General features: G+C 71.4%; 22 protein-coding genes. 10 read left to right on the plus strand and 12 right to left on the minus strand.

Annotation, left to right across the window (positions count from 1 at the left end; translation table 11 throughout):
- Nucleotide 1 precedes the first annotated feature (1 nt).
- Nucleotides 2–1,192 (plus strand): inositol-3-phosphate synthase, encoded by a 1,191-nt coding sequence (locus C8N24_RS10330; protein WP_121249949.1) that lies wholly within the window; start codon nt 2–4, stop codon nt 1,190–1,192.
- Here the strand turns inward: C8N24_RS10330 and C8N24_RS10335 are convergent, their stop codons facing one another.
- The gene (locus C8N24_RS10335; protein WP_245971817.1) at nt 1,193–2,491 is read right to left on the minus strand and encodes an alpha-hydroxy-acid oxidizing protein; all 1,299 of its coding nucleotides are present in this window, start codon (nt 2,489–2,491) and stop codon (nt 1,193–1,195) included.
- A gap of 70 nt (nt 2,492–2,561) precedes the next feature.
- On the opposite strand from C8N24_RS10335, the gene C8N24_RS10340 reads away from it, so the two are divergent.
- From C8N24_RS10340 to C8N24_RS10350, 3 genes are read left to right on the plus strand one after another with little or no spacing between them, the layout of a single operon-like run.
- Nucleotides 2,562–4,463, plus strand: a complete 1,902-nt coding sequence (locus tag C8N24_RS10340; protein WP_121249950.1) for a PHP domain-containing protein — start codon at nt 2,562–2,564, stop codon at nt 4,461–4,463.
- A 49-nt stretch (nt 4,464–4,512) separates the two neighbouring features.
- A complete protein-coding gene (locus tag C8N24_RS10345; protein WP_170178992.1) occupies nt 4,513–5,118 on the plus strand; it encodes a uracil-DNA glycosylase family protein in 606 nt (201 codons plus the stop codon).
- Between the two features lie 38 nt (nt 5,119–5,156).
- Nucleotides 5,157–5,735 (plus strand): TPR end-of-group domain-containing protein, encoded by a 579-nt coding sequence (locus C8N24_RS10350; protein ID WP_121249952.1) that lies wholly within the window; start codon nt 5,157–5,159, stop codon nt 5,733–5,735.
- On the opposite strand, the gene C8N24_RS10355 is transcribed toward C8N24_RS10350, so the two are convergent.
- Nucleotides 5,709–6,647 (minus strand): zinc-binding dehydrogenase, encoded by a 939-nt coding sequence (locus tag C8N24_RS10355; protein ID WP_121249953.1) that lies wholly within the window; start codon nt 6,645–6,647, stop codon nt 5,709–5,711. The two genes, C8N24_RS10350 and C8N24_RS10355, sit on opposite strands and share 27 nt — an antisense overlap.
- An 89-nt stretch (nt 6,648–6,736) precedes the next feature.
- Between C8N24_RS10355 and C8N24_RS10360 the strand changes: the two genes are divergently transcribed.
- Nucleotides 6,737–7,498, plus strand: a complete 762-nt coding sequence (locus C8N24_RS10360) for an esterase/lipase family protein (RefSeq protein WP_147447729.1) — start codon at nt 6,737–6,739, stop codon at nt 7,496–7,498.
- Here C8N24_RS10360 and C8N24_RS10365 read toward each other — a convergent pair.
- Both C8N24_RS10365 and C8N24_RS10370 read right to left on the minus strand, forming a co-directional pair.
- Complete coding sequence (locus C8N24_RS10365; RefSeq protein WP_121249955.1) at nt 7,495–8,157, minus strand: response regulator; 663 nt, start codon at nt 8,155–8,157, stop codon at nt 7,495–7,497. The two genes, C8N24_RS10360 and C8N24_RS10365, sit on opposite strands and share 4 nt — an antisense overlap.
- Nucleotides 8,154–9,257 (minus strand): sensor histidine kinase, encoded by a 1,104-nt coding sequence (locus C8N24_RS10370; protein ID WP_147447730.1) that lies wholly within the window; start codon nt 9,255–9,257, stop codon nt 8,154–8,156. The genes C8N24_RS10365 and C8N24_RS10370 overlap by 4 nt, the downstream gene beginning before the upstream one ends.
- A gap of 132 nt (nt 9,258–9,389) precedes the next feature.
- Here C8N24_RS10370 and C8N24_RS10375 point away from each other — a divergent pair, with 132 nt between their 5' ends.
- Together C8N24_RS10375 and C8N24_RS33330 are read left to right on the plus strand one after the other, a co-directional pair.
- Nucleotides 9,390–11,405: an MMPL family transporter gene (locus tag C8N24_RS10375; protein ID WP_121249957.1), complete on the plus strand. Its 2,016-nt coding sequence runs from the start codon at nt 9,390–9,392 to the stop codon at nt 11,403–11,405.
- A gap of 22 nt (nt 11,406–11,427) precedes the next feature.
- Nucleotides 11,428–11,643 carry a hypothetical protein gene (locus C8N24_RS33330; protein WP_147447731.1) on the plus strand — a complete coding sequence of 72 codons (216 nt, stop codon included), beginning with the start codon at nt 11,428–11,430 and terminating at the stop codon, nt 11,641–11,643.
- On the opposite strand, the gene C8N24_RS10380 is transcribed toward C8N24_RS33330, so the two are convergent.
- The 5 genes from C8N24_RS10380 to rlmD form a co-directional block, all read right to left on the minus strand.
- Entirely contained in the window at nt 11,640–12,644 is a 1,005-nt protein-coding gene (locus C8N24_RS10380; RefSeq protein WP_121249958.1) for a hypothetical protein, read from the minus strand. The two genes, C8N24_RS33330 and C8N24_RS10380, sit on opposite strands and share 4 nt — an antisense overlap.
- An 82-nt stretch (nt 12,645–12,726) precedes the next feature.
- The gene (locus C8N24_RS10385; RefSeq protein WP_121249959.1) at nt 12,727–18,021 is read right to left on the minus strand and encodes a ThuA domain-containing protein; all 5,295 of its coding nucleotides are present in this window, start codon (nt 18,019–18,021) and stop codon (nt 12,727–12,729) included.
- Between the two features lie 169 nt (nt 18,022–18,190).
- A complete protein-coding gene (locus tag C8N24_RS10390; protein WP_121249960.1) occupies nt 18,191–19,171 on the minus strand; it encodes a hypothetical protein in 981 nt (326 codons plus the stop codon).
- Nucleotides 19,168–19,845 carry a hypothetical protein gene (locus C8N24_RS10395; protein ID WP_121249961.1) on the minus strand — a complete coding sequence of 226 codons (678 nt, stop codon included), beginning with the start codon at nt 19,843–19,845 and terminating at the stop codon, nt 19,168–19,170. The genes C8N24_RS10390 and C8N24_RS10395 overlap by 4 nt, the downstream gene beginning before the upstream one ends.
- Nucleotides 19,846–19,926: 81 nt before the next feature.
- Nucleotides 19,927–21,303: a 23S rRNA (uracil(1939)-C(5))-methyltransferase RlmD gene (gene rlmD, locus C8N24_RS10400; RefSeq protein WP_121249962.1), complete on the minus strand. Its 1,377-nt coding sequence runs from the start codon at nt 21,301–21,303 to the stop codon at nt 19,927–19,929.
- Between the two features lie 21 nt (nt 21,304–21,324).
- On the opposite strand from rlmD, the gene map reads away from it, so the two are divergent.
- Both map and C8N24_RS10410 read left to right on the plus strand, forming a co-directional pair.
- A complete protein-coding gene (gene map, locus C8N24_RS10405) occupies nt 21,325–22,059 on the plus strand; it encodes a type I methionyl aminopeptidase (protein ID WP_121249963.1) in 735 nt (244 codons plus the stop codon).
- Nucleotides 22,056–22,985, plus strand: a complete 930-nt coding sequence (locus C8N24_RS10410) for an aldo/keto reductase (protein ID WP_121249964.1) — start codon at nt 22,056–22,058, stop codon at nt 22,983–22,985. Before map ends, C8N24_RS10410 begins: the two co-directional genes overlap by 4 nt.
- Here the strand turns inward: C8N24_RS10410 and C8N24_RS10415 are convergent.
- Together C8N24_RS10415 and argF are read right to left on the minus strand one after the other, a co-directional pair.
- Nucleotides 22,979–23,347, minus strand: a complete 369-nt coding sequence (locus tag C8N24_RS10415; RefSeq protein ID WP_121249965.1) for a hypothetical protein — start codon at nt 23,345–23,347, stop codon at nt 22,979–22,981. The genes C8N24_RS10410 and C8N24_RS10415 overlap by 7 nt on opposite strands.
- 13 nt (nt 23,348–23,360) lie before the next feature.
- Nucleotides 23,361–24,257 carry an ornithine carbamoyltransferase gene (gene argF / locus C8N24_RS10420; RefSeq protein ID WP_121249966.1) on the minus strand — a complete coding sequence of 299 codons (897 nt, stop codon included), beginning with the start codon at nt 24,255–24,257 and terminating at the stop codon, nt 23,361–23,363.
- Here argF and C8N24_RS10425 point away from each other — a divergent pair.
- Complete coding sequence (locus tag C8N24_RS10425; RefSeq protein WP_147447732.1) at nt 24,248–24,910, plus strand: endonuclease/exonuclease/phosphatase family protein; 663 nt, start codon at nt 24,248–24,250, stop codon at nt 24,908–24,910. The genes argF and C8N24_RS10425 overlap by 10 nt on opposite strands.
- Here C8N24_RS10425 and C8N24_RS10430 read toward each other — a convergent pair.
- Nucleotides 24,879–25,349 carry an ester cyclase gene (locus tag C8N24_RS10430; RefSeq protein ID WP_121249968.1) on the minus strand — a complete coding sequence of 157 codons (471 nt, stop codon included), beginning with the start codon at nt 25,347–25,349 and terminating at the stop codon, nt 24,879–24,881. The two genes, C8N24_RS10425 and C8N24_RS10430, sit on opposite strands and share 32 nt — an antisense overlap.
- Nucleotides 25,350–25,357: the final 8 nt, after the last annotated feature.

Here is a 25,357-nt window from a genome sequence, read left to right on the forward strand (position 1 = left end):
CTTGACGGCGTCTACGAACGGCAACGGTCGTTATCAGAACGAAAAGGTCCGCGTCGCGATCATCGGCGTCGGCAACTGCGCGAACGCCTTCGTGCAGGGCGTGCACTACTACAAGAACGCTCCTGTGGACACGCGTGTCCCGGGCCTGATGCACGTCGACCTCGGCGGCTACCACGTCGGCGACATCGAGTTCTCCGCGGCGTTCGACATCGACTCCGAGAAGGTCGGCAAGGACCTCTCCGAGGCGATCTGGAGCGGCCAGAACAACACGATCAAGTTCGTCAAGGAAGACATCCCGAACCTCGGGGTGCCGGTCCAGCGCGGCATGACGCACGACGGCCTCGGCAAGTACCTGTCGCAGAAGATCACGAAGGCCGAGGGCTCGACGGTCGACATCGTCCAGGTCCTCAAGGACACGAAGACCGACGTCGTCGTCTCCTACCTCCCGGTCGGTTCCGAGCAGGCCACCAAGTGGTACGTCGAGCAGATCCTCGAGGCCGGCTGCGCGATGGTCAACTGCATCCCGGTGTTCATCGCCCGCGAGCAGTACTGGGACAACCGCTTCAAGAAGGCCGGCCTGCCGATCGTCGGCGACGACATCAAGTCGCAGGTCGGCGCCACGATCGTCCACCGCCAGCTGGCCCGCCTGTTCGGCGACCGCGGCGTCGAGCTGCAGCGCACGTCGCAGCTCAACGTGGGCGGCAACATGGACTTCTACAACATGCTCGAGCGCGAGCGCCTCGAGTCCAAGAAGATCTCCAAGACGAACGCGGTCACCTCGATCGTCGACCACGAGATGCCCGAGCACGACGTGCACGTCGGCCCGTCGGACTACGTGCCGTGGCTCACGGACCGCAAGTGGGCGCACATCCGCCTCGAGGGCGCGGCCTTCGGCGACGTCCCGCTGACCGCCGAGCTCAAGCTCGAGGTCTGGGACTCCCCGAACTCGGCCGGCATCGTCATCGACGCCGCCCGCTGCTGCAAGCTCGCCATGAACAACGGCATCGGCGGCCAGCTCGACGGCCCGTCGTCGTACCTCATGAAGTCGCCGCAGAACCAGCGCCCGGACGACCAGGCGCGCCAGGCGACCGAGGAGTTCATCGCCCGCTACGCGCGCGCCGAGAAGGTCGCCCGCGCCGCGCGTGAGAAGAAGGCCACCGAGGAGTCCTCGGAGAAGGCCACGGCCGAGTAGCTAGCTCCTTCGCAGGATCTCCGGGGTCGCTTCGGCGACCCCGGTCAGGCCGCTCAGGCCGAGCGTGAGGTCGAGCTCGGCGACGATGTTGGCGACGGCATCGCGGGCGCCGCGGCGGCCGTCGATCGCGAGCCCGTAGACGTGCGGGCGGCCGATCAGGACGGCGTCGGCGCCGAGCGCGAGCGCCTTCAGGACGTCCGCGCCGGTGCGGATGCCGCTGTCGAAGAGGATCGTCAGGTTCGTGTCCGCGACGGCCGGCGCGATGTCCGTCAGCGCGTCCAGCGCCGCGACCGCGCCGTCGACCTGGCGGCCGCCGTGGTTGGAGACGACGATGCCGTCAAGGCCGAGGTCGGCCGCCTGGCGGGCGTCGTCCGGGTGCAGGATGCCCTTGAGCAGCACCGGCAGGTCGGTGCGCTCGCGCAGCGTGGCGATGTCGTCCCAGGTGAGGCTTGGACGCGAGTACGTGTCGAGGAACGTCTCGACCGCCGCGCGCGGCTCGGGCGAGCGCAGGTTGGCCAGGAACGGGCCGGGGAACTTGCGGGTCATGGTCGCGAGCGCGCGCAGCGCGGCGAGCGTGGGCCGGCCGGTCGAGGCGGCGCCCGACAGGCCCGCCTGCAGCCGCTCGCGCACCAGCTCGCGGAAGCGTGGGTCGCTCAGGTACTGCGCGATGCCCTCCCCGCGCGAGAACGGCAGCGAGCCGAGGTTGAGGTCCTGCGGCCGCCAGCCGAGCATCGTCGTGTCGAGCGTGACCACGATCGCCTCGCAGCCCGCGGCCTTCGCCCGCGCGAGGAAGGAGTCAACGACGCCCTCGTCCCGGCTCCAGTACAGCTGGAACCACCGCGGCGCGTCGCCCATCACCGCCGCGCACTCCTCCATCGAGAAGCACGCCTGGCTCGAGAAGACGTACGGCAGGCCGAGCTCGGCGGCGGCGCCCGCGATCGCCCGGTCGGCCTCGGGGTGCAGCAGCTCCGCGGCTCCGACCGGCGCGAGCAGCACCGGCGCCGGGATCCGCCGCCCGAGCAGCTCCACCGACAGGTCCCGCCGCGAGACGTCCCGCAGGACGCGCGGCACGATCGCCCAGCGATCGAACGCGGCGCGGTTCGCACGCATGGTCACGCCGTCACCCGCACCGCCGGCGACGTACGCCCACCCGCGGACGCTCGCCTTGCGCTTGGCGGCCGCCTCGAGCGACGCCGGATCGGTCGGCACACGCGGCCGGCGGCCGAACACGCCGTCGCGGTAGATCGCGGCCTGGCGCTCGCGGCCGGGCCCGGGGCTGGTCGTCTCGCTGTCGCTCACCGCGTCAGCTTGACGGGTGCACGACCCGTGAGCGGCAGCCGGCGGACGCGGATGACTATCCTCCCGCTGAGTGGCTGAACGCTTCGCCATCGCCCAGGTCGCGCCGCATCCGCTCGAAGACGCGAACGAGGTCGGGACGTTCGCCGACGAGGTCTCGCGGGAGCTCGCCGCGCGGGGCCACCGAGTGCTGCTGCTCGCGCCGTCCCGGTCGCCCGAGCTGGTCCGTGAGTCGCGCAAGCTGATCCGCGCCGCGCGCGAGAAGCCCGAGACGCTGTTCGACCCCGACGGCGGCGTGCGCGTGCTCGGCGTCGGCGAGCTGCTGTTCAACGCGAGCCGGAAGGGGATCAACCCCGCCCCGCCGATCGACATCTCGCGCACGATCGAGGAGGTGCTCTCGGTCGCGCAGCTGGACTTCGTGCACGTGCACGAGCCGTGGGCCCCGAGCGCGGGGAGCGTCGCGCTGCGGCACTCGCGCGCCCTGAACGTCGGCTCCTTCCACGCGCCCGCCGAGCGCGTGCTCAGCACCCAGGTGGCGCGCAAGTTCGTCGAGCTGTTCTTCGGCCGCATGGACGCGCGCACGGCGTCCTACGAGGCGACCGCGGAGCTGATGAACCGCTTCTTCCCGTCCTCGTACCGGCTGCTGCGGCCCGGCATCACGCCTGAGCAGCGCGCCCCGCAGACCGGCGGGCCGGTCCGCATCGCCTTCTCCGACCGCGAGGAGCGCGGCGCGCTGCGGCTCTTCCTGCGCGCCCTGCGGCATCTGCCGGAGGAGCTGCCGTGGGAGGCCGTCGTCTACTCCAAGAGCGGCATCCCGACGCTGCGCTCGAGCCTGCGCAACCGCGTGAGCGTGGTCACCGACGAGGACGCGGCGTTCGCCTCCGCGGACATCGTCGTCGCCGCGAGCCTCGGGCAGGTGACCGCGCCCGGCGTGCTGGTCAAGGCGCTCGGCGTCGGCGCCGTGCCGCTCGCCGCGCGCACGTCGGTCTACGAGGAGGTCCTGCGCGACGGGGACCTCGGCTTGCACTTCGACGTCGGCGACGTGGACGTGCTCACGGCCCAGCTCGAGCGCGCCATCAAGGACGAGGACCTGCGTACCCAGCTGGCGCGGGCGGGCGGCGAGGCGCGCGAGGAGCTCGCGTGGGCGCGGGTCGCCGACCAGGTCGAGGAGATCTACACCGGCCTCGCGGCGCTCCGGCACGACCCGGATCCGAAGCCCGAGGTGCGCAAGCGCGTCAAGAAGAACCGCCTGATCGACGTCGACCTGCACATGCACACCGACCACTCGAGCGACTGCGCGACGCCGGTGGACGTGCTGCTGGCCACCGCGCGGGACGTCGGGCTCGGCGCGATCGCCGTCACCGACCACAACGAGATCTCCGGCGCCTACGAGGCGGCCGAGAAGGCGTCGCAGTACGGCGTGAAGGTGATCATCGGCGAGGAGGTGATGACCGCCGACCAGGGCGAGGTCATCGGCCTGTTCCTGACCGAGAAGATCCCGCGGGGGATGACGCTCGAGGAGACGATCGCCGAGATCCGCCGCCAGGGCGGCATCGTCTACGTGCCGCACCCGTTCGACCGCCTGCACGCCGTGCCCGACTACGAGCACATGCTCGCCGTCGTGGAGAAGATCGACGCGATCGAGGTCTTCAACCCGCGGATCGCGATCCCGGCCTTCAACGAGGAGGCGGTGCGGTTCGCCGGCAAGTACCGGATCGTCGGCGGCGCCGGAACTGACAGCCACGTTGCACAGGGCCTGGGTGCCGTGCGGATCACGATGCGGGACTTCGACGGCCCCGAGGAGTTCCTCGAATCGCTGCGCGACGCGAACATCGCCGCGAAGCCTTCTTCCCTGCGTTACGCGCAGGTTCAGGCCCTCAAGTTCCTCCAGACGAAGGCCACTCCACCGGCCGCTCGGCGTGCCACACGCCGGCGCAAGGTGGCCAAGGCCGTGGCGGGTCGCGGCGGGCAGTGACTTGCAGGGGCAAGGAGAACCCGGCCCCGGCGTGAACCTCGTCGGCGGAATGCCCGCCACCGACGACGAGATCCGCGAGAAGTACCTCGAGCGCGCCATCCGCGAGCTCAACACGTTCACCCACGACCTGCAGAGCTGCGAGCGCTGTGCACGCGGCAACCTGATGCCGGTGCTCGGCTCGGGCCATCCGCAGGCGGACGTGTTCATGCTCAAGTACGCGCCGACCCCAGCGGAGGTCGAGGAGGGCGTTGCCTTCTACGGCCGAGCCGGAACCGCCTTGATGAAGTCGCTGCGGCGGCTCGACATCGACCCGCTGGTCGTCTACGGCACGCTGTGCGTCAAGTGCCCGGTCGCCGATCCTTCGCTGGCCGCGCCGGAGTGCGTCGCGCGGCTCGTGGAGGAGATCGCGATCGTGCAGCCCAAGATCCTCGTGGTCATGGGCACCGACGCGCTCGACGTGCTCAACGACCTCCAGCTGCCACTCGCCCGCGAGATCCAGGAGGTCCCCGGTGCGATCCAGCGCCTGACGCCCTCGATCGACGCGCTGTACGTGCCCGACATCGACCGGTCGCTCGACGAGGAGTCCGCGAAGCGCGACTTCTGGCGCGCGTTCCGCGAGCTGGGAACCTGGTGGAGCGACTTCCCGCCGTACTAGCGCTCCGCGAGCTCGCTCGCATCCCGCTCGGGGACGGGATGGACTTCCGCCCCATCCGCCGGCCGCTCGGCGTGAGCGCCTTCGGCATCAACGCGTACACGGCCGACGAGGGCACGGTGATCGAGCCGCACGACGAGCTCGGCTCCGGCTCCGGCCACCACGAGGAGCTGTACTTCGTCGCCAGCGGCCACGCGCGCTTCACGCTCGACGGCGAGGAGCTCGACGCGCCGGCCGGCACGATCGTCTTCGCGGCTCCCGAGCAGCATCGCGCCGCGACCGCGCACGCGAAGGACACGACCGTGCTCGTGATCGGCGGCAAGCCGGGCGCGGCGGGGCCGCCCTCGCCGTTCGAGTTTTGGTACTTCGCCGGCGCGCAGGCGGAGCAGGGCCGGCCCGAGCAGGCCTACGCGACCGCCGCGGAGGCGCTCGAGCACTACCCGGACAACCCGGGCTTGCACTACAACCTGGCCTGCTACGCGGCGCTGGCCGGGCGTCGCGAGGACGCCCTGCGCCATATCCGGGTCGCCTTCGAGGGCCGGCCCGAGGCCCGCGAGTGGGCGAGGGAAGACCCGGACCTCGACCTGATCCGGTCAGATATCCAGGACGACCTTGCCTAGCTTCTTGCCCGCGCTGAAGCGCTCGTAGGCGGCGGGCGCCTCCTCGAGCGGGAAGCTCGCCGTCACCGGCACGGACAGGTCGCCGGACGCGAACCCCGGCAGCACCATCTTCTCCACCAGTCGCGCGGCGATCGCCTTCTCCTCGATCGGGCGGGTGCGCAGCGTCGAGCCGTGGATCCGGCCGCGCTTCTGCATCAGCTTCATGAGGTTGATCTCGGTCTTCGCGCCCGCACCGACGCCGATCACGCAGATGCGGCCGCCGGTGGCGAGCGCGTCCAGGTTGCCGTCGAGGTTGATCGCCCCGACGAGCTCGAGGATCACGTCGTACTCCCCCTCGTCGACGAAGGCGGCCGGGTCGATCGCGTTGACCCCGAGGGCCTTGACCTGCTCGCGCGCGTGCTCGTCACGCACGGTCGCCGTGACGCGCGCGCCGGCCATCACGCCGAGCTGGACGGCCGCCATGCCGACCCCGCCGGCTGCCCCGTGCACGAGCAGCCGCTCGCCGACGGTGAGGCCGGCCTGGGTGAAGAGCGCGTCGTGGGCGGTGGTGAAGACCTCCGGGACGCCGCCGGCCGCGGTCCAGTCGAGCTCGTCCGGGACGGGCATCGCGGTCCGCTCGTGGACGACGGCGAGCTCCGCCTGGCCGGCGCCGGCGACGACCGCCATCACGCGATCCCCCGGCTCGAAGCGCCCGGCGCGACGGCCGCAGGCGACGACCTCGCCCGCGAGCTCGAGCCCGGGGATGTCCGCCGGGACACCCGGCGGCGGCGGATAGTGACCGGCGACCTGCAGGATGTCGGCACCGTTGAGCCCGGCGGCGCGGACGCGGACGAGCAGCTGCCCGTCCTGGGGCTCGGGATCGGGACGATCGGCGACCTCGACCCGGCCGTCGACGATGGTGGCGGCACGCATGCTCGCAACGGTACTCCCAGCACCCGTCCGGGGGAGCCCTCGACCATGGTTTGTGGTGATCCGCACAGAATTCGGGTAAATATGTGGACGTGGGCGTTTCACTTCCGCACTTCCCCCCGCTCTGGCGTGAGTCCTTCGCCGGCGTCGAGGCCGCGGCGCTGCGCCGCAGCTCCGTCTGGCGCGGTGGCGGAGTGCCGAACGGGGAGGGACGCCCCGTCCTGCTGATCCCCGGCTTCATGGCCGGCGACGGGTCGCTGGCGACGATGACCCAGTGGCTGCGTCAGAACGGCTACCACACGCGCCGGGCCGGCATCCGCATGAACGTCGGCTGCTCGGCGGACGCGTGCGCGCGGATCGAGGAGCGGCTCGAGCGCTTCGCGGAGGAGAGCGGTGAGCGCGTGGCGCTCGTCGGCCAGAGCCGCGGCGGGATCTTCGCCCGCCATCTCGCGGTCCGCCGCCCGGACCTGGTGAGCGGGATCGTCACGCTCGGCTCGCCGACGGTCAATCAGCTCAACACGCACCCGGTCGTGCTCGCCAACATCCTGCTCGTGGGCACGCTCGGCACCGGCCGAGTACCCGGGATGCTCCGCTTCACGTGCCTGCGCGGCGACTGCTGCCGGCGCTTCCGCGAGGAGTTCCACGCCGACGTCCCGCCCGAGGTCGGCTACACGGCGATCTACTCCAAGACGGACGGGATCGTCAACTGGCGCGCGTGCCTGGACCCGTGCGCCGACAAGGTCGAGGTCCGGGCCTCACACCTGGGCATGGGCCTCAACGCGGAGGTCTTCGCCGAGGTCGGGCACGCGCTCGCGTCCTACAAGGACGAGCACGTGTGGGCGCGGGCCGCTTAGGCGCCGACCCGGACGAGCCCGCTCTCGTAGGCGAGCATCACGAGCTGGGCGCGGTCGCGCGCGCCGAGCTTGAGCAGGATCCGGCTCAGGTGCGTCTTGGCCGTCGCGTGCGTGATCACGAGCCGCTGCGCGATCTCGGCGTTGCTGAGCCCGCCGGCGACGAGCACCAGCACCTCACGCTCGCGGTCGGTGAGCTCGTCCAGGGACGGCGCCACACGCGCCGGCTGCTCCGGCTCGGCCACGAAGCGCGCGATCAGCCGCCGCGTGACGCTCGGCGACAGCAGCGCCTCGCCCGCCGCGACCACCCGGACGGCGCGGCGCAGCTCGTCCGCGCCCGCGTCCTTGAGCAGGAACCCGCTCGCGCCCGCCCGCAGCGCCTCGAAGACGTACTCGTCGAGGTCGAACGTCGTGAGCATGAGCACGCGCGTGGCGCTCGCCGCCGGATCCGACAGGATGTGGCGGGTCGCCTCCAGCCCGTCCATCGCCGGCATCCGCACGTCCATCAGCACGACGTCGGGGCGCAGCTCGCGCGCGGCCGCGACCGCCTCGGCGCCGTCGGCCGCCTCGCCCACGACCTCGATCCCGTCGGTGCGGTCGAGCAGGACCCCGAAGCCGGTGCGCACGAGCGTCTGGTCGTCGGCGAGGAGGACGCGGATCATGGCGTCGGCAGGGTCGCGCGGACGCGGAAGCCGCCTTCAGGTGCGCGCTCGGCGGTGAGCGTCCCACCGACCGCAGCGGCGCGCTCGCGCATGCCCAGCACGCCGTGGCCGGACCCGTTCGCCGTCCCGCCCACGCCGTCATCGGCGATCTCGAGCACCAGGGCGGCCGGGTCGTAGCGCACATGCACGCGCGCGGCGGGCGTGCGCGCGTGCCGGATGACGTTCGTCAGCGACTCCTGGATGATCCGGTAGGCGGTCATGTCGATCGCCTTCGGCAGCGGCCGCGCCGTGCCGTCGACCGCCACCGCCACCTCGACGCCCGCGCCGTGCGTGAGCTCGACGAGCCCGGCGAGGCCGTCCAGCCCCGGCGCGGGTGCGCGCGGCGCCGTGTCCTGGTCTCCCTCGCGCAGCACGCCGACCACGGCCCGCAGCTCGGCCATCGCCTCTGTGCTCTGCGCGCGGATCGCCCGCAGCGCCTCCTTCGCGGCCTCCGGCGAGTCGTCGATCACGTCCGCGGCGACGCTCGCCTGCACGCTGACGCCGACGATCGTGTGCGCCATCACGTCGTGCAGCTCGCGCGCGATCCGGAGCCGCTCCTCCTCGGCGCGCTGCTCCGCCTCCAGGCGCTCGCGGGCGCGGACCTCCTCGCCCCACGAGCGACGGCTGCGGACCGCCTCGCCGAGGACGATGACCGCCGCGAACAGCGCGACGTCGGCCAGCGAGTTGGTGCCGAGCACGGTGTCGAGCGGCATCTCGTCGGCCAGGACGCGCCAACCCGTGCTGAAGACGACGGCCAGGCCGAGGATGCACGCGGCGGGGACCGCGCGGCCGGCCAGCGCGGCGAAGAACGCCGTCGGCGTCAGGGCGACCGCCGGCGAGAAGGCCGGATACCCGAGGTCGTAGTAGAGCACCAGCGTCAGGATCGTCCCGATCAACGCGCCGAGCGGGGACGCGCGGCGCAGGAGGACCCACGCCGAGGCCGCCAGCCCGAGCAGGTAGGCGACCGCGTCCGGGGCCTCCGAGCCGGGCTCCGTGACGCCGGTGATCGTGAGCGTGATGGCGGCGGCGAGCGCCGCCGCGACGCCGAGGTCGATGCGCATCGTCGCCAACCGTAGCCCGTACGGCGACCGCCGGCATCGGCACGGGGACGTACATCTCGCGCTGTACGAGGCGCCTCCAAGTGCGCTCTGGCGGCCGATGACCTCAGGCGCCGGCGTGCCGAGCATTCCCCCATGAGCTTCTTCGAACGCATCGCCGCCTGGGCGTACCGTCACCGCCGTCGCATGGTCGCCGCCTGGGTGGTGGTGGCCGCCGGCGTCTTCTTCGGGGCCGCGGTCGCCGGCAGCGCCTACAACAACGACTTCTCACTCCCCGGGACCGAGTCCCAACGCGCCCAGGACACGCTCGAGGCCGGGGGCGCGGACGAGGGCGGCGATTCGGTCGACCTCGTCTTCGCCGGCACGCTCGACGGGCGCGTCGACTCGATCATCGACGACGTGCGCGCGCTGCCGAGCGTGGCGGGCATCGGCGAGCTGCAACGCTCGCGCGACGGCACCGTCGCCTACGCGACGGTCGCGCTCGACAGCGGCTCGGCCGAGGTGCCGACGGAGGACGTCGTGCGGCTCATCGACACGGCACAGGCCGGGGCCGGCGACGGGCTGCAGGTCGAGGTCGGCGGCGAAGCGGCGCGGGACGCCCAGGAGAGCGAGGGCGGCATCGCCGAGCTGATCGGGATCGTCGCCGCGCTGGTGATCCTCGTGCTGCTGTTCGGCTCCCTGCTGGCCGGCGCGCTGCCGCTCGTGACCGCGGTGTTCGCCGTCGGCTCGTCACTCGCGTTGATCACGCTGGCGTCGCACCAGGTGACGATCGCCGACTTCACGCCGGCGGTGATGGCTCTCGTGGGCCTCGGCGTCGGCATCGACTACGCGCTGCTGATCTTCTCGCGCTACCGCAGCGAGGTGCAGGACGGCAGCGAGGGTGAGCTGGCGGTCAGGACCGCGCTCAACACCGCCGGCCGCTCGGTGTTCTTCGCCGGCTGCACGGTCATGTTCGCGCTGCTCGGCCTGTACGTGCTCGGGCTCGCGTCGCTGAAGGGCATCGCGCTGGCCGTCGCGCTGACGGTGCTGCTGACGATGATCGCCTCCCTGACGCTGCTCCCCGCGCTGCTCGGGCTGTTCGGCAAGCGCCTCGAGCGGTCGATCCACAAGCGCTCGGCGAAGCGGCCCGACGGGGTGCGCTGGGAGCGCTGGTCGGCGTTCGTGCAGCGCCGCCCGCTGCCGGCGCTGGTGATCGCGCTGCCCGTCCTGGTCGCGCTCTGCCTGCCGGTGACCGGGATGCACCTCGGCTTCGCCGACGCGGGCAACGACGCGAAGTCGACGACGGCCCGCCAGGCCTACGACCTGCTCGCGAAGGGCTTCGGCCCGGGCTTCAACGGGCCGCTGCTGGTGGTCAGCGAGGGCGGTGACCCCGCCGCGCTGGAGCGCGTGATCGCCGACACGCCGGGCGTGGCGCAGGTGGCCCCGGCGGAGGTGGAGGGCAACGTCGCCACCCTGCTCGCGTTCCCGGCCAGCGCCCCGCAGGACAAGCTGACCGACGCGTTGATCAAGCGCCTGCGCGACGACGTGCTGCCGCGCCAGCCGGGCACCAACCTCGTCGGCGGATCGACCGCCGCGGAGCTGGACTCCACGGCCGAGATCAACAAGGGCATGCCGATCTTCCTGCTCGTGGTCGTCGGCCTCTCGGCGGTGCTGTTGGCGGTCGTCTTCCGCTCGGTCTTCATCCCGCTCAAGGCCGCGGTGCTCAACCTGCTGACGATCGGCGCCTCGCTCGGCGTCGTCACGCTCGTCTTCAACGGCAGCGGCCCGATCGACGCCTTCGTGCCGGTGATGATCTTCGCGATCGTCTTCGGCCTCTCGATGGACTACGAGGTGTTCCTGATGTCGCGCATGCACGAGGAGTACGAGCGCGGCTCCGGCCCCGAGCGCGCGATCTCCGTCGGCCTCTCGACCACCGGCCGCGTGATCACGGCCGCGGGCGCGATCATGATCGTCGTCTTCGGCGCGTTCATCGTCAGCCCGGACCTGCTGCTGCAGCAGTTCGGACTCGGGCTCGGCGTCGCGATCCTGCTCGACGCCTTCCTGATCCGCTGCCTGATCGTGCCCGCGGCCATGCAGCTGATGGGCGACCGCGCCTGGTGGATGCCGACCTGGCTGGCGCGCCGGCTGCCCCGCGTGGCGTTGGAGGCGTGATGGTGCCCTTATCCTCGGAGGTATGGCCAGACACCAACCAGCGGGCCGTCAGCACGCCGGGGAGCCACCGCCGCCGAAGGTGACGATGCGCTTCGACGCCGCCACCGGCCGCTTCGTCCCGGTGGAGGAGCCACGCGACACGACCCCGACGACCGAGGCCGCCGAGCGTCCACCGACGCCCGACGACCCGCGCCCGGCCGCGTTCCGCAACATCCCGCCCTTCGGCGGGGCCGCCTAGCGCGCGGTCACCTTCCCGCTCGCGAGCAGCTTGCCGTCCACGTGCACCCGGACGGCGAGCTGGCCGTGGCGCACCGGCGTCGTGATCTTCTGCGTGCCGCGGACGACGAACGTCCTGGTCACGGCCTTCTTGCCACCGCCCGAGACCTTCACCGAGACCTTGCACGCCGGGACGCACGCGATCTGCCCGACCGTCAGCTTGCCCTGGCTGCGCAGCGCCCGCTCGCGCAGCTTGGCCGTCTTGACCGGGCGCAGGACGGGCTCGATGATCGTCGGGGCGATCGTCACCGGAGCCGATGCGGACATCACGCCCCAGTCATCCCGTGCGAGCGCGGCGAAGCGGTGGTTGAGGCTCCACAGCTGGCCGACGAGGGTCCTCGCGGGGAACCCGCGCTGGTCGGCCGGCTGGCGCTGCTCGACCGCCATCAGGTGGTGCCCCGCCAGCACGGGCGGCAGCGCGGCCGGCCCGTCGTAGCTGGGCGCGAAGGAGGCCATCGGGCTCGGCGTGGTCGTGCACGGCGCCGCGCACTGGGCGGCCGGTGGCAGGTAGACGCAGTCGGTGCCCTGCGGGCTGGTGCAGGCCACCAGGAACGGCGCGGACCGCTCGTCGCCCCAGCCGCCTGACCACGTGGCCGGGACGGGCGCGACATGGTTCGTGGTGGACGCGCTGCCGCTGATCGACGGCGGCGCGGTCGCGACCAGGCGGCCCTTCCAGGCGGGGCTGCGCTCGGTGACGCCGTCGGCGCGGCGGGTCACGACGAAGGTGGTCCCGACCGGCGTCTCGCCGGGCTCGTAGACCCCTACGTGGATCGGGTCCGGCGTCCACGACACCGGGGTGCACGCGGAGCCGTCGGGCGGGCAGACCGCGAGGTCGAGGTCCGAGGGGACGACGCGGCCGGTCGAGATCCGTGGATGCCCGTCGGGCGTGAGCTCCCAGTAGGCCTGGGCGGTGGCAGGGACGACAGCCAGGATGAGGGCCGTCAGCAGCGCGACGCGGAACATGAGTGCGAAGCTAGCGCTGACTGAGCAGAAATGACGCGGGGCGACGGGAAACCCGCCGCCCCGGTCATCGAACGTCCGTTGGCTACGGAGTCGTGGTGCTCAGCGTAAACACCAGCGTGGTGCCGTAACGGCCCGAGCGGAGCGGGTCGTTCTCGGCGATCGACTGCTTGAACTGCAGGTCGACCGTGGTCTTGCCGATCGGGCCGGTCCAGGTGGCGAGGGAGGACGGGACGCCCTTCCACTCGCCGGCGCCCGCCTTGACCTGCAGCGGCTTGGCCAGCGCGTAGCTGCCGTTGGACAGGTAGCCGCTCTTGGCCGCACCCGGGTCGTTGACCGTCAGCGCCGCGTCGCCGGCCGTGGAGACGACCGTCGCCGTGGTCGACGTCGTGTAGTCGCGGGTCTCACCCGGCACGAAGGCCGGGAAGCCCGTGGCCGTGCTGAGCGTGAGGCCCAGCGTCGGCGCGACGTCGCTGCCGAGCTCCACCGGCGTGCTCGTGGACGCGCCCTCGACGGTCACCACGACCGTCGCGGACGCCGTGAGCGTGCCGTCGGAGACGGTCACCTTGGCGGTGTAGACGCCGGCGGTGGCGAACGTCGTCGTCGGGTTCTTGGCCGTCGAGTCGGTCGTGCCGTCGCCGTTGAGGTCCCACGCGTAGGTGAGCGTGTCACCGTCGGCGTCGGTGGCCGTGACGTCGTACTGCGGCTTCAGCGGCGCCGTGCCCTTGTTGGGCGTGGCGGTCGTGGCTGTGATCACCGGCGCACGGTTGGCGGGGACGCCGCTTCCGATGCGGAAGAAGTCGAACCGCGCCGGCTGGCCCTGGCCGTGGTACCCGGCGAGACCGACCTTCGCCCCGGTCAGCGTCTTGGCGACGCTGAACGAGGTCCACGTGACGCCGTCCAGCGACCACTGCGCCGAGACGGTCCCGCCGTCGCCGACCAGCTTGAGCCAGACGCCGTTGGTGTTGGCGGTGGCCGGCAGGTTGGCGGTGCGGTCACGGCTCGTGACGTTCGTGGTCACGCCGTTGAGGTCCTGGCCGAACTCGAGCTGGAAGCCCGAGCCCTCGGTGTCCATCAGCATGAGCTTGATGAAGTTCTTGCTGTCCTTGTAGAGCACCAGGCCGCCCTGCTCGTACGAGCCGCCCTGGGCCAGCTTGACCTTGGTGGTCGCCTCCCACTTGCCCGCCTGCGGAGCCGGCTGCAGGAGGACGTTCTTGGCCGTGTCCGTGCCGTTGTAGAGATCGCCGTCGATCGTGTCGATCTGCAGCTCGCCGTCCTGGACGCGGACCTCGTTCGCGACCGGGCGCAGCACGCTCCAGCGGCAGTCGTTGAGCGTGGTGCCGTCGAACTCGTCGTTGGCCGTCGAGAGGTTGAACCACTCGAAGGACGCGGGCGTGCCGGCGGTGCCGTTGAACGCGGAGATGCCGATCTGCGGGCTCGTCATGCGGTCCAGCGGACGCGCCTCGCCGACCTGGGTGAAGTTCACGCCGTCACGCGAGAACCACACGGTCAGGTTGGTGCCGTCGCTCTGCATGCGCAGGTAGACGGTGTTGCCGGCGTCCGTCGGGAAGATCGCCGAGCGCGCCACGTACGCGTCCGTGCCGGCACGCAGCCCGACGAACTCGACGTTGCGGCCCTCGGCGGTGCGGATGAACGCAGCCTTGTAGATCTCCGCGTTGCCCTGGCTGAGGACGATCGCCGCCTGCTCGCCGTTGGCGACCTGGGCGAGGCTCACCTTGGTGGTGGCCGTCCACACGCCGGCCGGGGCCGGGCGGGAGACGATGTTCTTGGCCGTGACCGCACCGGTCCACAGGTCACCCGCGACGGCGTTGATCTTCAGGACGCCGTTCTCGACCTTGTAGTTGGCCGCGTCCTCGCGGGTGATCGTCGGCCAGACCGTGCGGTCCAGCGTCGAGCCCGTGAACGTGTCGGTGCCCGGGCAGGTGCCGAGGACCTCGATCTGGAAGGACTTCGACGACTTGCGACCGTCGGCGTCCGTCGCGGTCACCGTGGCGGTGTAGATGCCCCGCTGGGTGTAGGTGTAGGACGCGTTGGCCGTGGTGGCCGTCGCGCCCGCGACGCCGAAGTTCCAGGCGTAGGTGACCGCCTTGCCCTCCGGGTCGACGGCGCTGGACGTGAAGTCGACCTTCAGCGGAGCGCCGCCGGCGAGGGTCGAGGCGTTCGCGGTCAGGTTGGGCGCGGCGTTGCCGTTCGCGCCTGCGCCGTTGAACGTGAGCTCGTCGATGTCGAAGCCGGTCGTGGCCGCGACGATGTAGAGGTCACGCGTACCGCCCGGATCGGTGATCGCGGCCGGCGCCTGCACCAGGTACTTCTCCCAGTCGCCCGAAGCGGTCACCGGGACGTTCGCGACCAGCGGGCCGGTCGGGGAGTCCGCGTGCAGCTCGATGCGGCCGGCGCTCGTGCCGCTGGTGCGGAACGTGACGCTGTCGATGCCGACGAGGTTGATCTTGTCGAAGCGCAGGTAGTCGCCCACGTCGGTGTAGCCCATGCGGCCGTTGCCGCCGGCACCGCTCGCGGCGAGGTTCGGCGTGAACCCGCTGTTGACGTCGGCCTGCTCGCCCTGGAGCGTCTTCCACTCGAGCTCGACCTGGCTGGAGCCGGTCAGCTCCAGGCCCGTGGTCTTGTCGGTGTAGCTGGCCGAGACGATGTACCAGATGTGCTGGGTCTTGTCCTCCCAGGCACCCGGGATGGTGAACTCACCCGAGCAGCCGGTCATCGACTGGTCGCCGTGCGAGTGGTCGTTGTGGCCGAGCGCGGTGTTGACGGACACCTTCGCGCAGTCGATCGTCCCGTCCTCGGGGTCGGTGACCGTGACCGTGTACTTGATCTTGTCGCCGTAGTCGAAGAACGCGCCCTGCGGCGGCAGGTTGATCTTCACCGTCGGGGCGGTGTTGCCCGCGGTGATGTTGAAGGACGAGAACGCCTCCTGGCCGGTGGCGTCCTTGATCGTCAGGGTCGCCGTGCGCTTGCCGGCCGTCGTGTACGTGTACGTCGGGCTGATCGCCGTCGAGTCGACGGTGCCGTTGCCGTCGAAGTCCCACGCGTACGTGAGCGGGGTGCCATCGGGGTCGAGCGAGCCCTCGGCCGAGAACTTGACCGTCAGCGGGGCCGGGCCGGACGTCTTGTCGGCCGTGGCCTTGACGATCGGCGAACGGGCGCCCTGGACGTAGTCGATCCGGTAGACCGCCGAGTTCTCGTCGCCCTGGAAGAAGCCGCCCGTGCCGTAGTCGAGGACGTACAGCGCGCCGTCGGGACCGAAGGTCATGTCGATCGGCTTCTTGATCGGGAAGCCCTGGAACCAGGTCTCGACCGCCGGGAACGTGCCGTCGGTGCCGCCCGTGAACGTCTTGATCCAGGCGCGGCCGTACTCGTAGGCGAAGTTCTTGCCGTCGAAGTACGCGGGGAACTTGGTCGTGGACGGGTTGGCCGCGTCGAACTGGTACGTCGGGCCGCCCATCGGGGACTCGGAGCCGGAGCCGAACTCCGGGATCGAGCCGCCGTCGTAGTCGATCCACGCCGGGACCGCGGCGGGGATGTCGACGAGGCCCGTGTTGTGACGCGACTCGTTCTTGAGCGCCGCGCAGTTGAACTTCGGGCCGCTCTGCGTCGCGAAGTCGTAGTCGTTGTAGGCCTGGTTCTTGCCGATGCAGTAGGGCCAGCCGTAGTTGCCCGGCTGCTTGATCAGGTTGAACTCGACCAGGCCACCCGGGCCGCGGTTCGCGTTGGCGGCACCGGCGTCCGGGCCGTACTCGCCGAGGTAGATGTAGCCCGTCTTCTTGTCGACCGAGAAGCGGAACGGGTTGCGGAAGCCCATCGCGTAGATCTCGGGCTTCGTGCCCATCGTGCCGGGCGTGAACATGTTGCCGGCCGGGATGGTGTAGGTGCCGTTGTCCTGGACCTTGATCCGGAGCACCTTGCCGCGCAGGTCGTTCGTGTTGCCCGACGTGCGGCGCGCGTCGAAGGCGGGGTTCTTGTTCGCCCGGTCGTCGAGCGGCGCGTAGCCGTCCGAGGAGAACGGGTTCGTGTCGTCGCCCGTGACGATGTACAGGTTGCCCTGGGCGTCGAAGTCCATGTCGCCGCCGACGTGGCAGCACTGGCCGCGGTCGGTCGGGATCCGGAGGATCTCCTGCTCGGACGCGAGGTCCAGCTTGCCGTTGTCGCCGAGCTTGAAGCGGGAGACGAGGTTGTAGCCCTTGTACGCCGCGAACGCCGCGTCATCGCCGTCGGTCGGCGAGTCGGTGAGCGGCGTGCTCAGGCGCGGGGCGTAGAAGAGGTAGACCCACTTGTTCTGCGTGAAGTTGGGGTCGACCGCGACGCCCTGCAGGCCGTCCTCGTCGTGCGAGTAGACGTTCAGCTGCGCGGCCACCGAGGTGACCGAGTTCGGCGTCGTGATGAAGAGGCGGCCGTCACGCGCGGTGTGCAGCACGCGGCGGTCGGGCAGCACGTCCATGCCGATCGGCTCGCCGATCTTGTCGGCGCCCTTGGCGAGCGTCGCGACCTCGAAGTCGTCGTTCGTGGGGGTGCGCTGGCGCTCCGGGCCGCAGTCGGCGTCGACGGCCTTGGCCGCGGTCTTCAGGCCACCGAGGAGGTGCTTGAGCGCGTCCGGCTCGGAGAAGGTCGCCTGCGTGTGGCCGATGCCGGTGTACCAGGCGCGGCCGCCGTCGAAGTTCGAGCACCACGCGATCGGGTGGTCGTCGGCCTCGGCGGAGTCGTCGACCTCGTCGTAGGTGGACTCGTCGACCGTCGCGAGCACGTGCACGCCGCTCGTGCGCGGGGAGTAGTCCGGGATGCCCGGCTGGTTGCCGTTGACGACCGGGTTGCTCGGCTTCTGGAAGTTGTACCACTCGTCGTTGCGCGTCCAGGCGGCCGGGATCCCCGTCGTGGAGGGCTCGTCGCCGTCCTCGATGCGGATCGTCGCCTGCGGCGTGCCGGACGGGTGGTTGCGGAAGTACGCGCCCACCATCTGGCCGTAGTAGGGCCAGGTGTACTCGGTGTCGGACGCCGCGTGGACGCCGACCCAGCCGCCGCCCGCGTGCATGTAGCGCTCGAACGCGTCCTGCTGGTCCTTGTTGAGGATGTCGCCCGTCGTCGACATGAAGACGATGACGTCGTACTGGGCGAGGTTCGCGTCGGTGAAGACCGTCGCGTCCTCACTCGCGGTCACCGTGAAGTTGTTCTCCGTCCCGAGCTTCTGGATCGCCGCGATGCCCTGCGGGATCGAGTCGTGACGGAAGCCGGCCGTCTTCGAGAAGACGAGCACCTTCGACAGTGGGTCGGCCGCGTGCGCGGGCGCCGCGCTGAGCGCGCAGGCGAGAATGGCAGCGAGCAGCGCAAGGACTGCTCCACCTCTGGAACGCAAGAAGACTCCTCCTCGATCTTGCGTCCGCGAATCCTTGCGGACGCTCAAGTCCGCTGAAATTATCACGCTTTTACCGCCGGATGGACGGATGTACGTCGAGCCCTAGACGTAAGTGGCGCTTTGGCGTGTGATTACACGAGAAAGCAGCCAGTAAACGTTTGCCGAGACGTCAGCGTGCGCTCATGCGGCGTGTGGCGAGCAGCTTCCCGTCCACCCGCACACGCACCAGCAGCCGCCCCCGGCGTCGCGGAATCGTCAGCGCTTTGGGCCCTTCGGTGGAGAACGTGCGCTTGAGCGCGCGTCCACCGCCGAACACCGCCAGCCCGACGGTGCACTCGAGCGTGCAGTCGACGCGACCGACGAGCAGGCGCCCGCCGGAGCGGATGGCGCGCGTGCGCAGCGTCGCGGTGGGCGCCGGCGGGTCCGGGTCCGCGGCGGGCGCGGGGAGCGTGCAGCACACGCGCAACGGTGTGGAGCCGTACGCGCGCGTCGCGCTGCCGCGCATGTCCGCGATCGTGGGAAACGGCCAGAAGGCGATCACAGCGACCGGCTTCCCCAAGTTGTCGCCGTCGCTACGCGACGAGGCCGCGAACAGGTACCACCCGGCCCAGCGCTGGGTGAGTGGACCGGCCGGGTTGAAGCTCCAGCAGCCGGTGCGCTCGGGTGTGCGGCAGGCGATCACCCAGCTGTAGGTCCGCTCCGAGAGCACCTCGCCACGCCACCCAGGACGGTCACCCCAGCCGCCGCTCCACGTCCCGTCCACGGCCGTGACGGTGCCGCCGACCCTCGCCTCGCCGACGAGCGTCGGCAACGTGACGGCGGTCGGCGGGCCCTGCCACGGAACGGACCGGATCGTCGTGAGGACTCCCGCCGAGCTCCGCACGTCGGCCTCGAAGACCGTGCCGGGCGCCGTCACGCCGGCGGAGTACTCACCGAAGCCGGACGGGCTGAATGCGATCGGCTCGCAGGGCGCGCCGCCGGGCGCGCAGCGTCGAAACGCCTCGACCTTGTCCCCGTTGGCGGTCGCGATGCGGATGATCGGATCGCCGTCGTTGGAGTACTGGCTGGCGATCCGCGAGTCGGACTGCTGGGCGAGCGCAGGCGCCGGGGACAGCGCGAGCACCGTGAGCGCAAGGATCAACCGCTTCACTTCGCGCTCCTGACGAGGCCGCTCGGCTTGGACACGGCGACGACCGGCGAGGCGATCGGCCTCGAGGCCGGACCGGGTTCGAGCTCCGGTGCCGGGCCGTCCGCGGGCGTGCGGTGGTCGACCGCGTACACGAGCCAGCCACGGTGCTTGCGCGTCAGCGTGCGCGGGCCGGGACCGGTGACGGTGTTCTGGGCCGTCACGAGGTATTCACACGTCGCGCGTGTCGAGGCGGGGCAGGCCACGAGGGCCAGGGTGCTGCCGTCGTCGGCCCAGCCGCCGGACCACAGCGCGCCGACCGGGCGCAGCCGCTGGCCGACCCGCAGCGACCCGGTCACGCGCGGATGGTTGCGCGGCCCGACCCGACCCATCCACATCGGGCTGCGCTCCTCGACGAGCGCGACACCCGCGGAACCGCCCACGCTCGTGTAGCCCGTCCCCTCGAAGAACGTCCCGCGGGCGGCTTCGCCCGGGGCGAGCTGCACGATGTCCCGGAACGCGGACGAGCCGGTCCCGGGAGCGATGAGCGCGCGACACGCCTCCGACGGCGGGCACGTCCACCACTGCATGACCGACGGGACGTCGCCCGTGACCGTCAGCAGCGGCTGGCCGTCCGGCGCGAGGCCCCAGCGGACCGTCTCGGCGGCGTGGGCGGTCGGGGCGGCAGCGACCGCCAAGAAACCTGCAGTGATGAGCGCGCGCCAGACCATGCGCCGAAGGTAGCGGCGCGGTGCCTGAAACTGACGCTGGACGCTCGGCTAGTCGCGATCGGGGTTCTTGACCCCGTCGGGACCCGCTTCCAGCAGGGCGACGCACTCGATGTGCGGCGTCTGCGGGAACATGTCGACCGGGCGCACCTTGATCAGGCGGTAGCCGGCCTCGACGAGCTGCGCGGCGTTGGGCGCGAGCGTCGTCGGGTTGCAGGAGACGTAGACGATGCGCGACGGGGCCGCGTCGACGATCCGCCGGACGATCTTGGCCGACAGGCCCGCGCGCGGCGGGTCGATCACCGCGAGGTCGGGCTTGCCCTCGGCCTCCACCAGGTCGCGCAGCGCGAGGCGCGCGTCGCCGGCGTAGAAGTTCGCGTTCTGGATGTCGTTGAGCTTCGCGTTCGCGATCGCGTCGGCAACGGCGGGCGCGACGATCTCCAGCCCGGTCACGTGGCGGGCGCGCGTGGCCATCGTCAGCGCGATCGTGCCGATGCCCGAGTACAGGTCGAAGACCTTCTCGTGGCCGCGCAGGCCCGCGTACTCGAGCGCGATGCCGTAGAGCTGCTCGGCCATCTCGGTGTTCGTCTGGAAGAACGCCTCGGGCGAGATCAGGAAGTCCAGCGAGCCGATCCGGTCCACGAGCTGCGGCGCGCCGGCCAGGAGCGTCGTCTCGCCGCCCTGCGTGCTCTCGCCGAGGTCGGCGGTCTGCGTCCACCACAGGCCGTCGGTGTCCACGGCATCGATGAAGCCGTCGACGTCGAGCTTGCCGGGCGAGGTGACGAGGCGGACCTGCGTCTGGCCGGTCGCGCGGCCCTCGCGGATGACGAGGTTGCGCAGGAAGCCGCGCTGGTCGCGCCGGTCCCACGGCATCAGGCCGTTGCAGAACTGCAGGACCTGGCGGCGCAGCTCGTTGACCTTCTCCGACGCGAGCATGCAGTCGTCCATCGGGACTATGTCGTTCCAGCGGCCGGGGGCGTGGAAGCCGCACACGAGCTGGCCCTCGTCGCCGGAGCCGAACGAGAACTCGAACTTGTTGCGGTAGCGCCACTGCTGCACGGCCGGGACGATCGGCTCCATCTCGAACCCGTCGAGGTGGCCGATCCGGCGCAGCGCGTCCTCGACCTGCTCGGCCTTGACCTGCAGCTGCTTCTCGTACGCCATGACCTGCCACGGCGCGCCCGGATGGTCCGCGACGGGCTCGATCCGGTCGGGGCCCGGCTCGAGGACCTCGGTCACCCGCGCCTCGGCGTACGCGCGCTTGGCCTTGCCCACCTCGGCCTTCACCCGGTCGCCCGGGAACCCACCGGCGACGAAGACGACGTAGCCGTCCTTGCGGGCGACGCCGTTGCCGCCGTGCGCGAGCGTGTCGATCGTGAGCTCGAGGACGTCGCCGCGGTTGGGTCGGGTGGGAAGTGCCGATGACATGGGATGTGTGAGGATGACAGGGTGTCCATCGACTCCCCTGATGAGCTGGCCGCTCTGCGCGCCACGGGCCGCGTCGTCGCCGAGGCCATCCGCGAGATGGCCCGCCGCGTCCGCCCCGGCGTGAGCACGGGCGAGCTCGACGACGTCGCCGCGCAGGTCTTCAAGCGCCACGGCGCCCGCTCCGGCCCCCAGCTCGACTACGACTTCCCCGGTGTCACGTGCCTCTCGGTCGACGACGAGGCCGTCCACGGCATCCCCGGCCCGCGCCGCCTGCGCGAGGGCCAGCTGATCAAGCTCGACGTCACCGCCGAGCTCGACGGCTTCTACGCCGACGCCTGCCGCACGGTGCCCGTCGGCCGCGTGCGCCCGCGGGAACAGCGCCTGATGGCGGCCTCGCAGTCGGCGCTCAAGCGCGGGCTCGAGGCGGCGAAGGCCGGTGTGAACGTCGGCGTCGTCGGCAAGGCCGTCAACGACGAGGTCACGCGCCGCGGGTTCAACGTGATCGAGGAGCTCGCCGGCCACGGCATCGGCCGCAAGATCCACGAGGAGCCCGACGTGCCGAACATCGACTGGGACGGGCCGACGCTCACCGACGGCCTGGTGATCACGATCGAGCCGATCATCGCCGCCGGCGACGGGGAGGTCTACATGCACGACGACGGCTGGACCGTGAAGACCTACGACGGCTCCTCCTGCGCGCACTTCGAGCACACGCTGGTCGTGACCGAGGGCGCCCCGATCCTGGTGACGGCATGACGGTCGTCCCCGGCCGGATCGGCCTCGGCTGCATGGGCATGACGTGGGCCTACGGGGCCGCGGAGCGCGACGACGCCGAGTCGATCCGCGTCATCCACCGCGCGGCCGAGCTCGGCGTCACCCTGCTCGACACCGCCGACATGTACGGCCCGTTCACGAACGAGGCGCTCGTCGGACGCGCGATCGACGGCCGCCGCGACGACTACTTCGTCGCCACCAAGTGCGGGCTCGTGGTCGAGGACGCCGACGAGTACGTGCTCAGCAAGGACGGGCGCCCGGAGCACGTCCGCGAGGCCGTCGACGGCTCGCTGCTGCGGCTCGGGATCGACCACATCGACCTCTACCAGCTGCACCGCATCGACCCCGAGGTTCCGCTCGAGGAGACGTGGGGCGCGATGGCCGAGCTCGTCGCCGACGGCAAGGTGCGGGCGCTCGGGCTGTCCGAGGTGAGCGTCGAGGAGATCGAGCGCGCGCACGCGATCCACCCGGTGGCCTCCGTGCAGTCGGAGGGCTCCCTGTGGACGCGCGACGCGTTCGACGCGGTCGTGCCGTGGTGCGCGGCCCACGACGCCGCGTTCCTGCCGTTCGCCCCGCTGGGCCGCGGGTTCCTGACCGGCGCGCTCACGCCGCAGTCGTTCCCCAAGGGCGACTTCCGCAAGAACAACCCGCGCTTCCAGCCCGAGGCGATGGACGCCAACCAGGCGCTGGTCGCGCGCGTGGTCGCGGTGGCCGAGCGGCGCGACGTCACGCCCGCGCAGGTCGCGCTCGCCTGGCTGCTCGCGCAGGGCGACCACGTCGTGCCGATCCCCGGCACCAAGAAGGTCTCGCGCCTGGAGGAGAACGCCGCGGCGGCGAGCGTGACGCTCACCGCCGAGGACCTCGCGGAGCTGGACACGCTCCCGCAGGCAGTGGGCGAGCGTTACTGATCGAGCCGTGAGTCGACCGCGTTGAGCACGGTCTTGCGGTTCGCGTTGCGGCGCTCGTAGTCACGCACGCGGCGCAGGTCGACCGTCTCGAGGGCATCGAGATGGGACACGATCTGCGCTGCGGTCAGCTCGTCGTAGTCGGCGATCGGGAACTCGTCCTCCGCCGCGCCGATCGCGGCCTTGACCTCCTGGACGACCCGATCGGCGGGCGCGGAGATCGCGCGCCGCACGATCTCGGACATCAGCTCGGCAGCGTCGTCGCGGGTCATCCGGCCGCGCCGGACCGCGTCGTCCAGCGTGTCCTGCAGGCGCTCACGCGTGATCACCATCACGTCGAGCGGGTTCTTGAGCTGCGGGGACATGGACCGACCCTGCCTACCCCTCGTCCGCCGGGGCCGAAACGAGCAGCTCGAGCAGCGCCTTCTGCGCGTGGCGGCGGTTCTCGGCCTGCTCCCAGATCCGCTGGCGATCGCCGTAGAGCACGGATTCCGTGATCTCCTCGCCCGGATGCGCCGGAAGGCAGTGCAGCGCAACCGCGCCGTCGTTGGCGTGGTCCATCAGCTCGTCGGTGATCGCGTAGTCCTTCAGGGCCTCGCGCCGGGCGGCGGCGGAGCTCTCGTCGTCGCTCATGCTCACCCAGACGTCGGTGTAGACCGCGTCGGCGCCCTGCACCGCCTCGACCGGGTCGGTGTAGAGCTTCGCCGGCGTGTCGGTGATCTGGTAGCCCTCGGGCGCCGCGATCCGCACCTCCACCCCCGCGATGTCGCCCACGACCGCCAGCGAGCGCGCGACGTTGTTGCCGTCGCCGACGTAGGTGAGCACGCGGCCACCCAGGTCGCCGAAGACCTCCTTGAGGGTCAGCAGGTCGGCGATCGCCTGGCACGGGTGATGCCCCGGGCTGAGCATGTTCACGACCGGGACGGTGGCGTGCTCGGCCAGCCCGTCCAGCTCCGCCTCGTCACCCGTGCGCAGGCCGATGAGCGCGCTGTGGCGCGACAGGATGTACGCGGTGTCGCGCACGGACTCCCCGCGCGTGAGCTGCATCTCGTCCGGGCGCAGGATCATCGGGTGCCCGCCCAGCTCGAACACGCCGGACTCGAACGACGTGCGCGTCCGGGTGGACGGCTTGTTGAACACCAGCGCGACCGTGCGGCCCTCCAGCGCACGGGAAGACAGCGGAGCCTCCTTGAGCGCGGCCGCGCGGTGCAGGAGGAGCGCGAGCCGGTCGGCATCCAGCTCGGCGCCGGTGATGAAGTGTTGGGGTGCTGGCATTGAGCTGGAACCTCTACCACGGTCGCGCGCGAAATCCCGTGCGGCGGTCGCTGCTCGACGACTTTTCCGCGGCGCTGGACGGTTGGGAATGGGACGTCGCCATCTTGCAGGAAGTGCCGCCGTGGTGGCCCGCGGTCCTCGGACAGCGATGTGGCGCGTCCGCGCGCTGGGTGCTGACGTCACGCAACTTCGGCCTGGCCGTGCGGCGGCGGGTGTCCGAGCGCGACCCCGAGCGGCTGAAGGCGAACGGCGGCGGGTGCAACGCGATCCTGGTCCGGGGCGCGGTGCACGGGCATCGTGTCGTCCGTCTGACCTGGTGGCCGGAGCGGCGCTGGGCGCACGCCGTGACCGTGGACAGTGGGCTGACGGTCGTGAACCTGCACGCCTCGACGCACCGCGACGCGTGGGCGGCGCGCGACGTGGCGCGCGCGGCGGCCGCCTGGTCGGGGGTCTCGCCGCTCCTGCTCGGCGGCGACCTGAACCTGCGCCGGCCGGCGCTCGACGGGATGACGTGGCTCGGCGGGAACCATGTGGACCACTTCTTCGGGCGTGGCGTCGAGCCGCTCGGCCCGGCGGAGGTGCTCGACCGCGGGGAGCTGTCGGACCATCCGCCGATCCGCGTCAGCCTCGTAGCCCGAACCCCCGCAGCATGAGCATCGCCCGCTCGCCCGCCGTGCCCGGCTTGGGCAGCACGCCGAGGTCCATCGCGGCGCTGTAGACGTCGTAGAAGGCGCGGATGCGCAGGAAGCGGCCGTCGCCGTCGAGCTCCGCGTAGACGATCGCGTGCACCTCGAGCGCCTTCTTGGTCGGGTGGATGCGCCCGATCTCGCCCAGGTGCGTGCCGAGGATCCGGCAGGGGGCGGAGACGAACGTGCCGTCGCTCAGCCGCGCGCCGGTGCTGTTGACCCGCGCGTCCGGCATCGCCTTCCACAGCTGGCGGGCGTGCCTGGCGAGCCGCCGCGTGCCGATCAGCGGCTCCTCGGTCAGCGGGTCCTCGTAGTGGACCTCCGGGTTGCAGATGGACTCGAACCCGCGCGGATCGCGGCCGGACCAGGCGCGATCCCACGCGTCGAAGAGCTCGTCCACCTCCATCGGACGCC

The organism is Solirubrobacter pauli (assembly GCF_003633755.1).
In the GTDB taxonomy this organism is placed as follows: domain Bacteria; phylum Actinomycetota; class Thermoleophilia; order Solirubrobacterales; family Solirubrobacteraceae; genus Solirubrobacter; species Solirubrobacter pauli.

Bases quoted from the DNA above. Each gene is read 5' to 3' on its own strand.
- C8N24_RS10345 (WP_170178992.1), top strand. From the start codon at position 4,513: ATGCCCGCCACCGACGACGAGATCCGCGAGAAGTACCTCGAGCGCGCC.
- C8N24_RS10350 (WP_121249952.1), top strand. From the start codon at position 5,157: ATGGACTTCCGCCCCATCCGCCGGCCGCTCGGCGTGAGCGCCTTCGGC.
- C8N24_RS10355 (WP_121249953.1), bottom strand. From the start codon at position 6,647: ATGCGTGCCGCCACCATCGTCGACGGCCGGGTCGAGGTCGCCGATCGT.
- C8N24_RS10365 (WP_121249955.1), bottom strand. From the start codon at position 8,157: ATGATCCGCGTCCTCCTCGCCGACGACCAGACGCTCGTGCGCACCGGC.
- C8N24_RS10370 (WP_147447730.1), bottom strand. From the start codon at position 9,257: ATGCGCATCGACCTCGGCGTCGCGGCGGCGCTCGCCGCCGCCATCACG.
- C8N24_RS10375 (WP_121249957.1), top strand. From the start codon at position 9,390: ATGAGCTTCTTCGAACGCATCGCCGCCTGGGCGTACCGTCACCGCCGT.
- C8N24_RS33330 (WP_147447731.1), top strand. From the start codon at position 11,428: ATGGCCAGACACCAACCAGCGGGCCGTCAGCACGCCGGGGAGCCACCG.
- C8N24_RS10380 (WP_121249958.1), bottom strand. From the start codon at position 12,644: ATGTTCCGCGTCGCGCTGCTGACGGCCCTCATCCTGGCTGTCGTCCCT.
- rlmD (WP_121249962.1), bottom strand. From the start codon at position 21,303: ATGTCATCGGCACTTCCCACCCGACCCAACCGCGGCGACGTCCTCGAG.
- C8N24_RS10410 (WP_121249964.1), top strand. From the start codon at position 22,056: ATGACGGTCGTCCCCGGCCGGATCGGCCTCGGCTGCATGGGCATGACG.
- C8N24_RS10415 (WP_121249965.1), bottom strand. From the start codon at position 23,347: ATGTCCCCGCAGCTCAAGAACCCGCTCGACGTGATGGTGATCACGCGT.
- argF (WP_121249966.1), bottom strand. From the start codon at position 24,257: ATGCCAGCACCCCAACACTTCATCACCGGCGCCGAGCTGGATGCCGAC.
- C8N24_RS10430 (WP_121249968.1), bottom strand. From the start codon at position 25,349: ATGGAGGTGGACGAGCTCTTCGACGCGTGGGATCGCGCCTGGTCCGGC.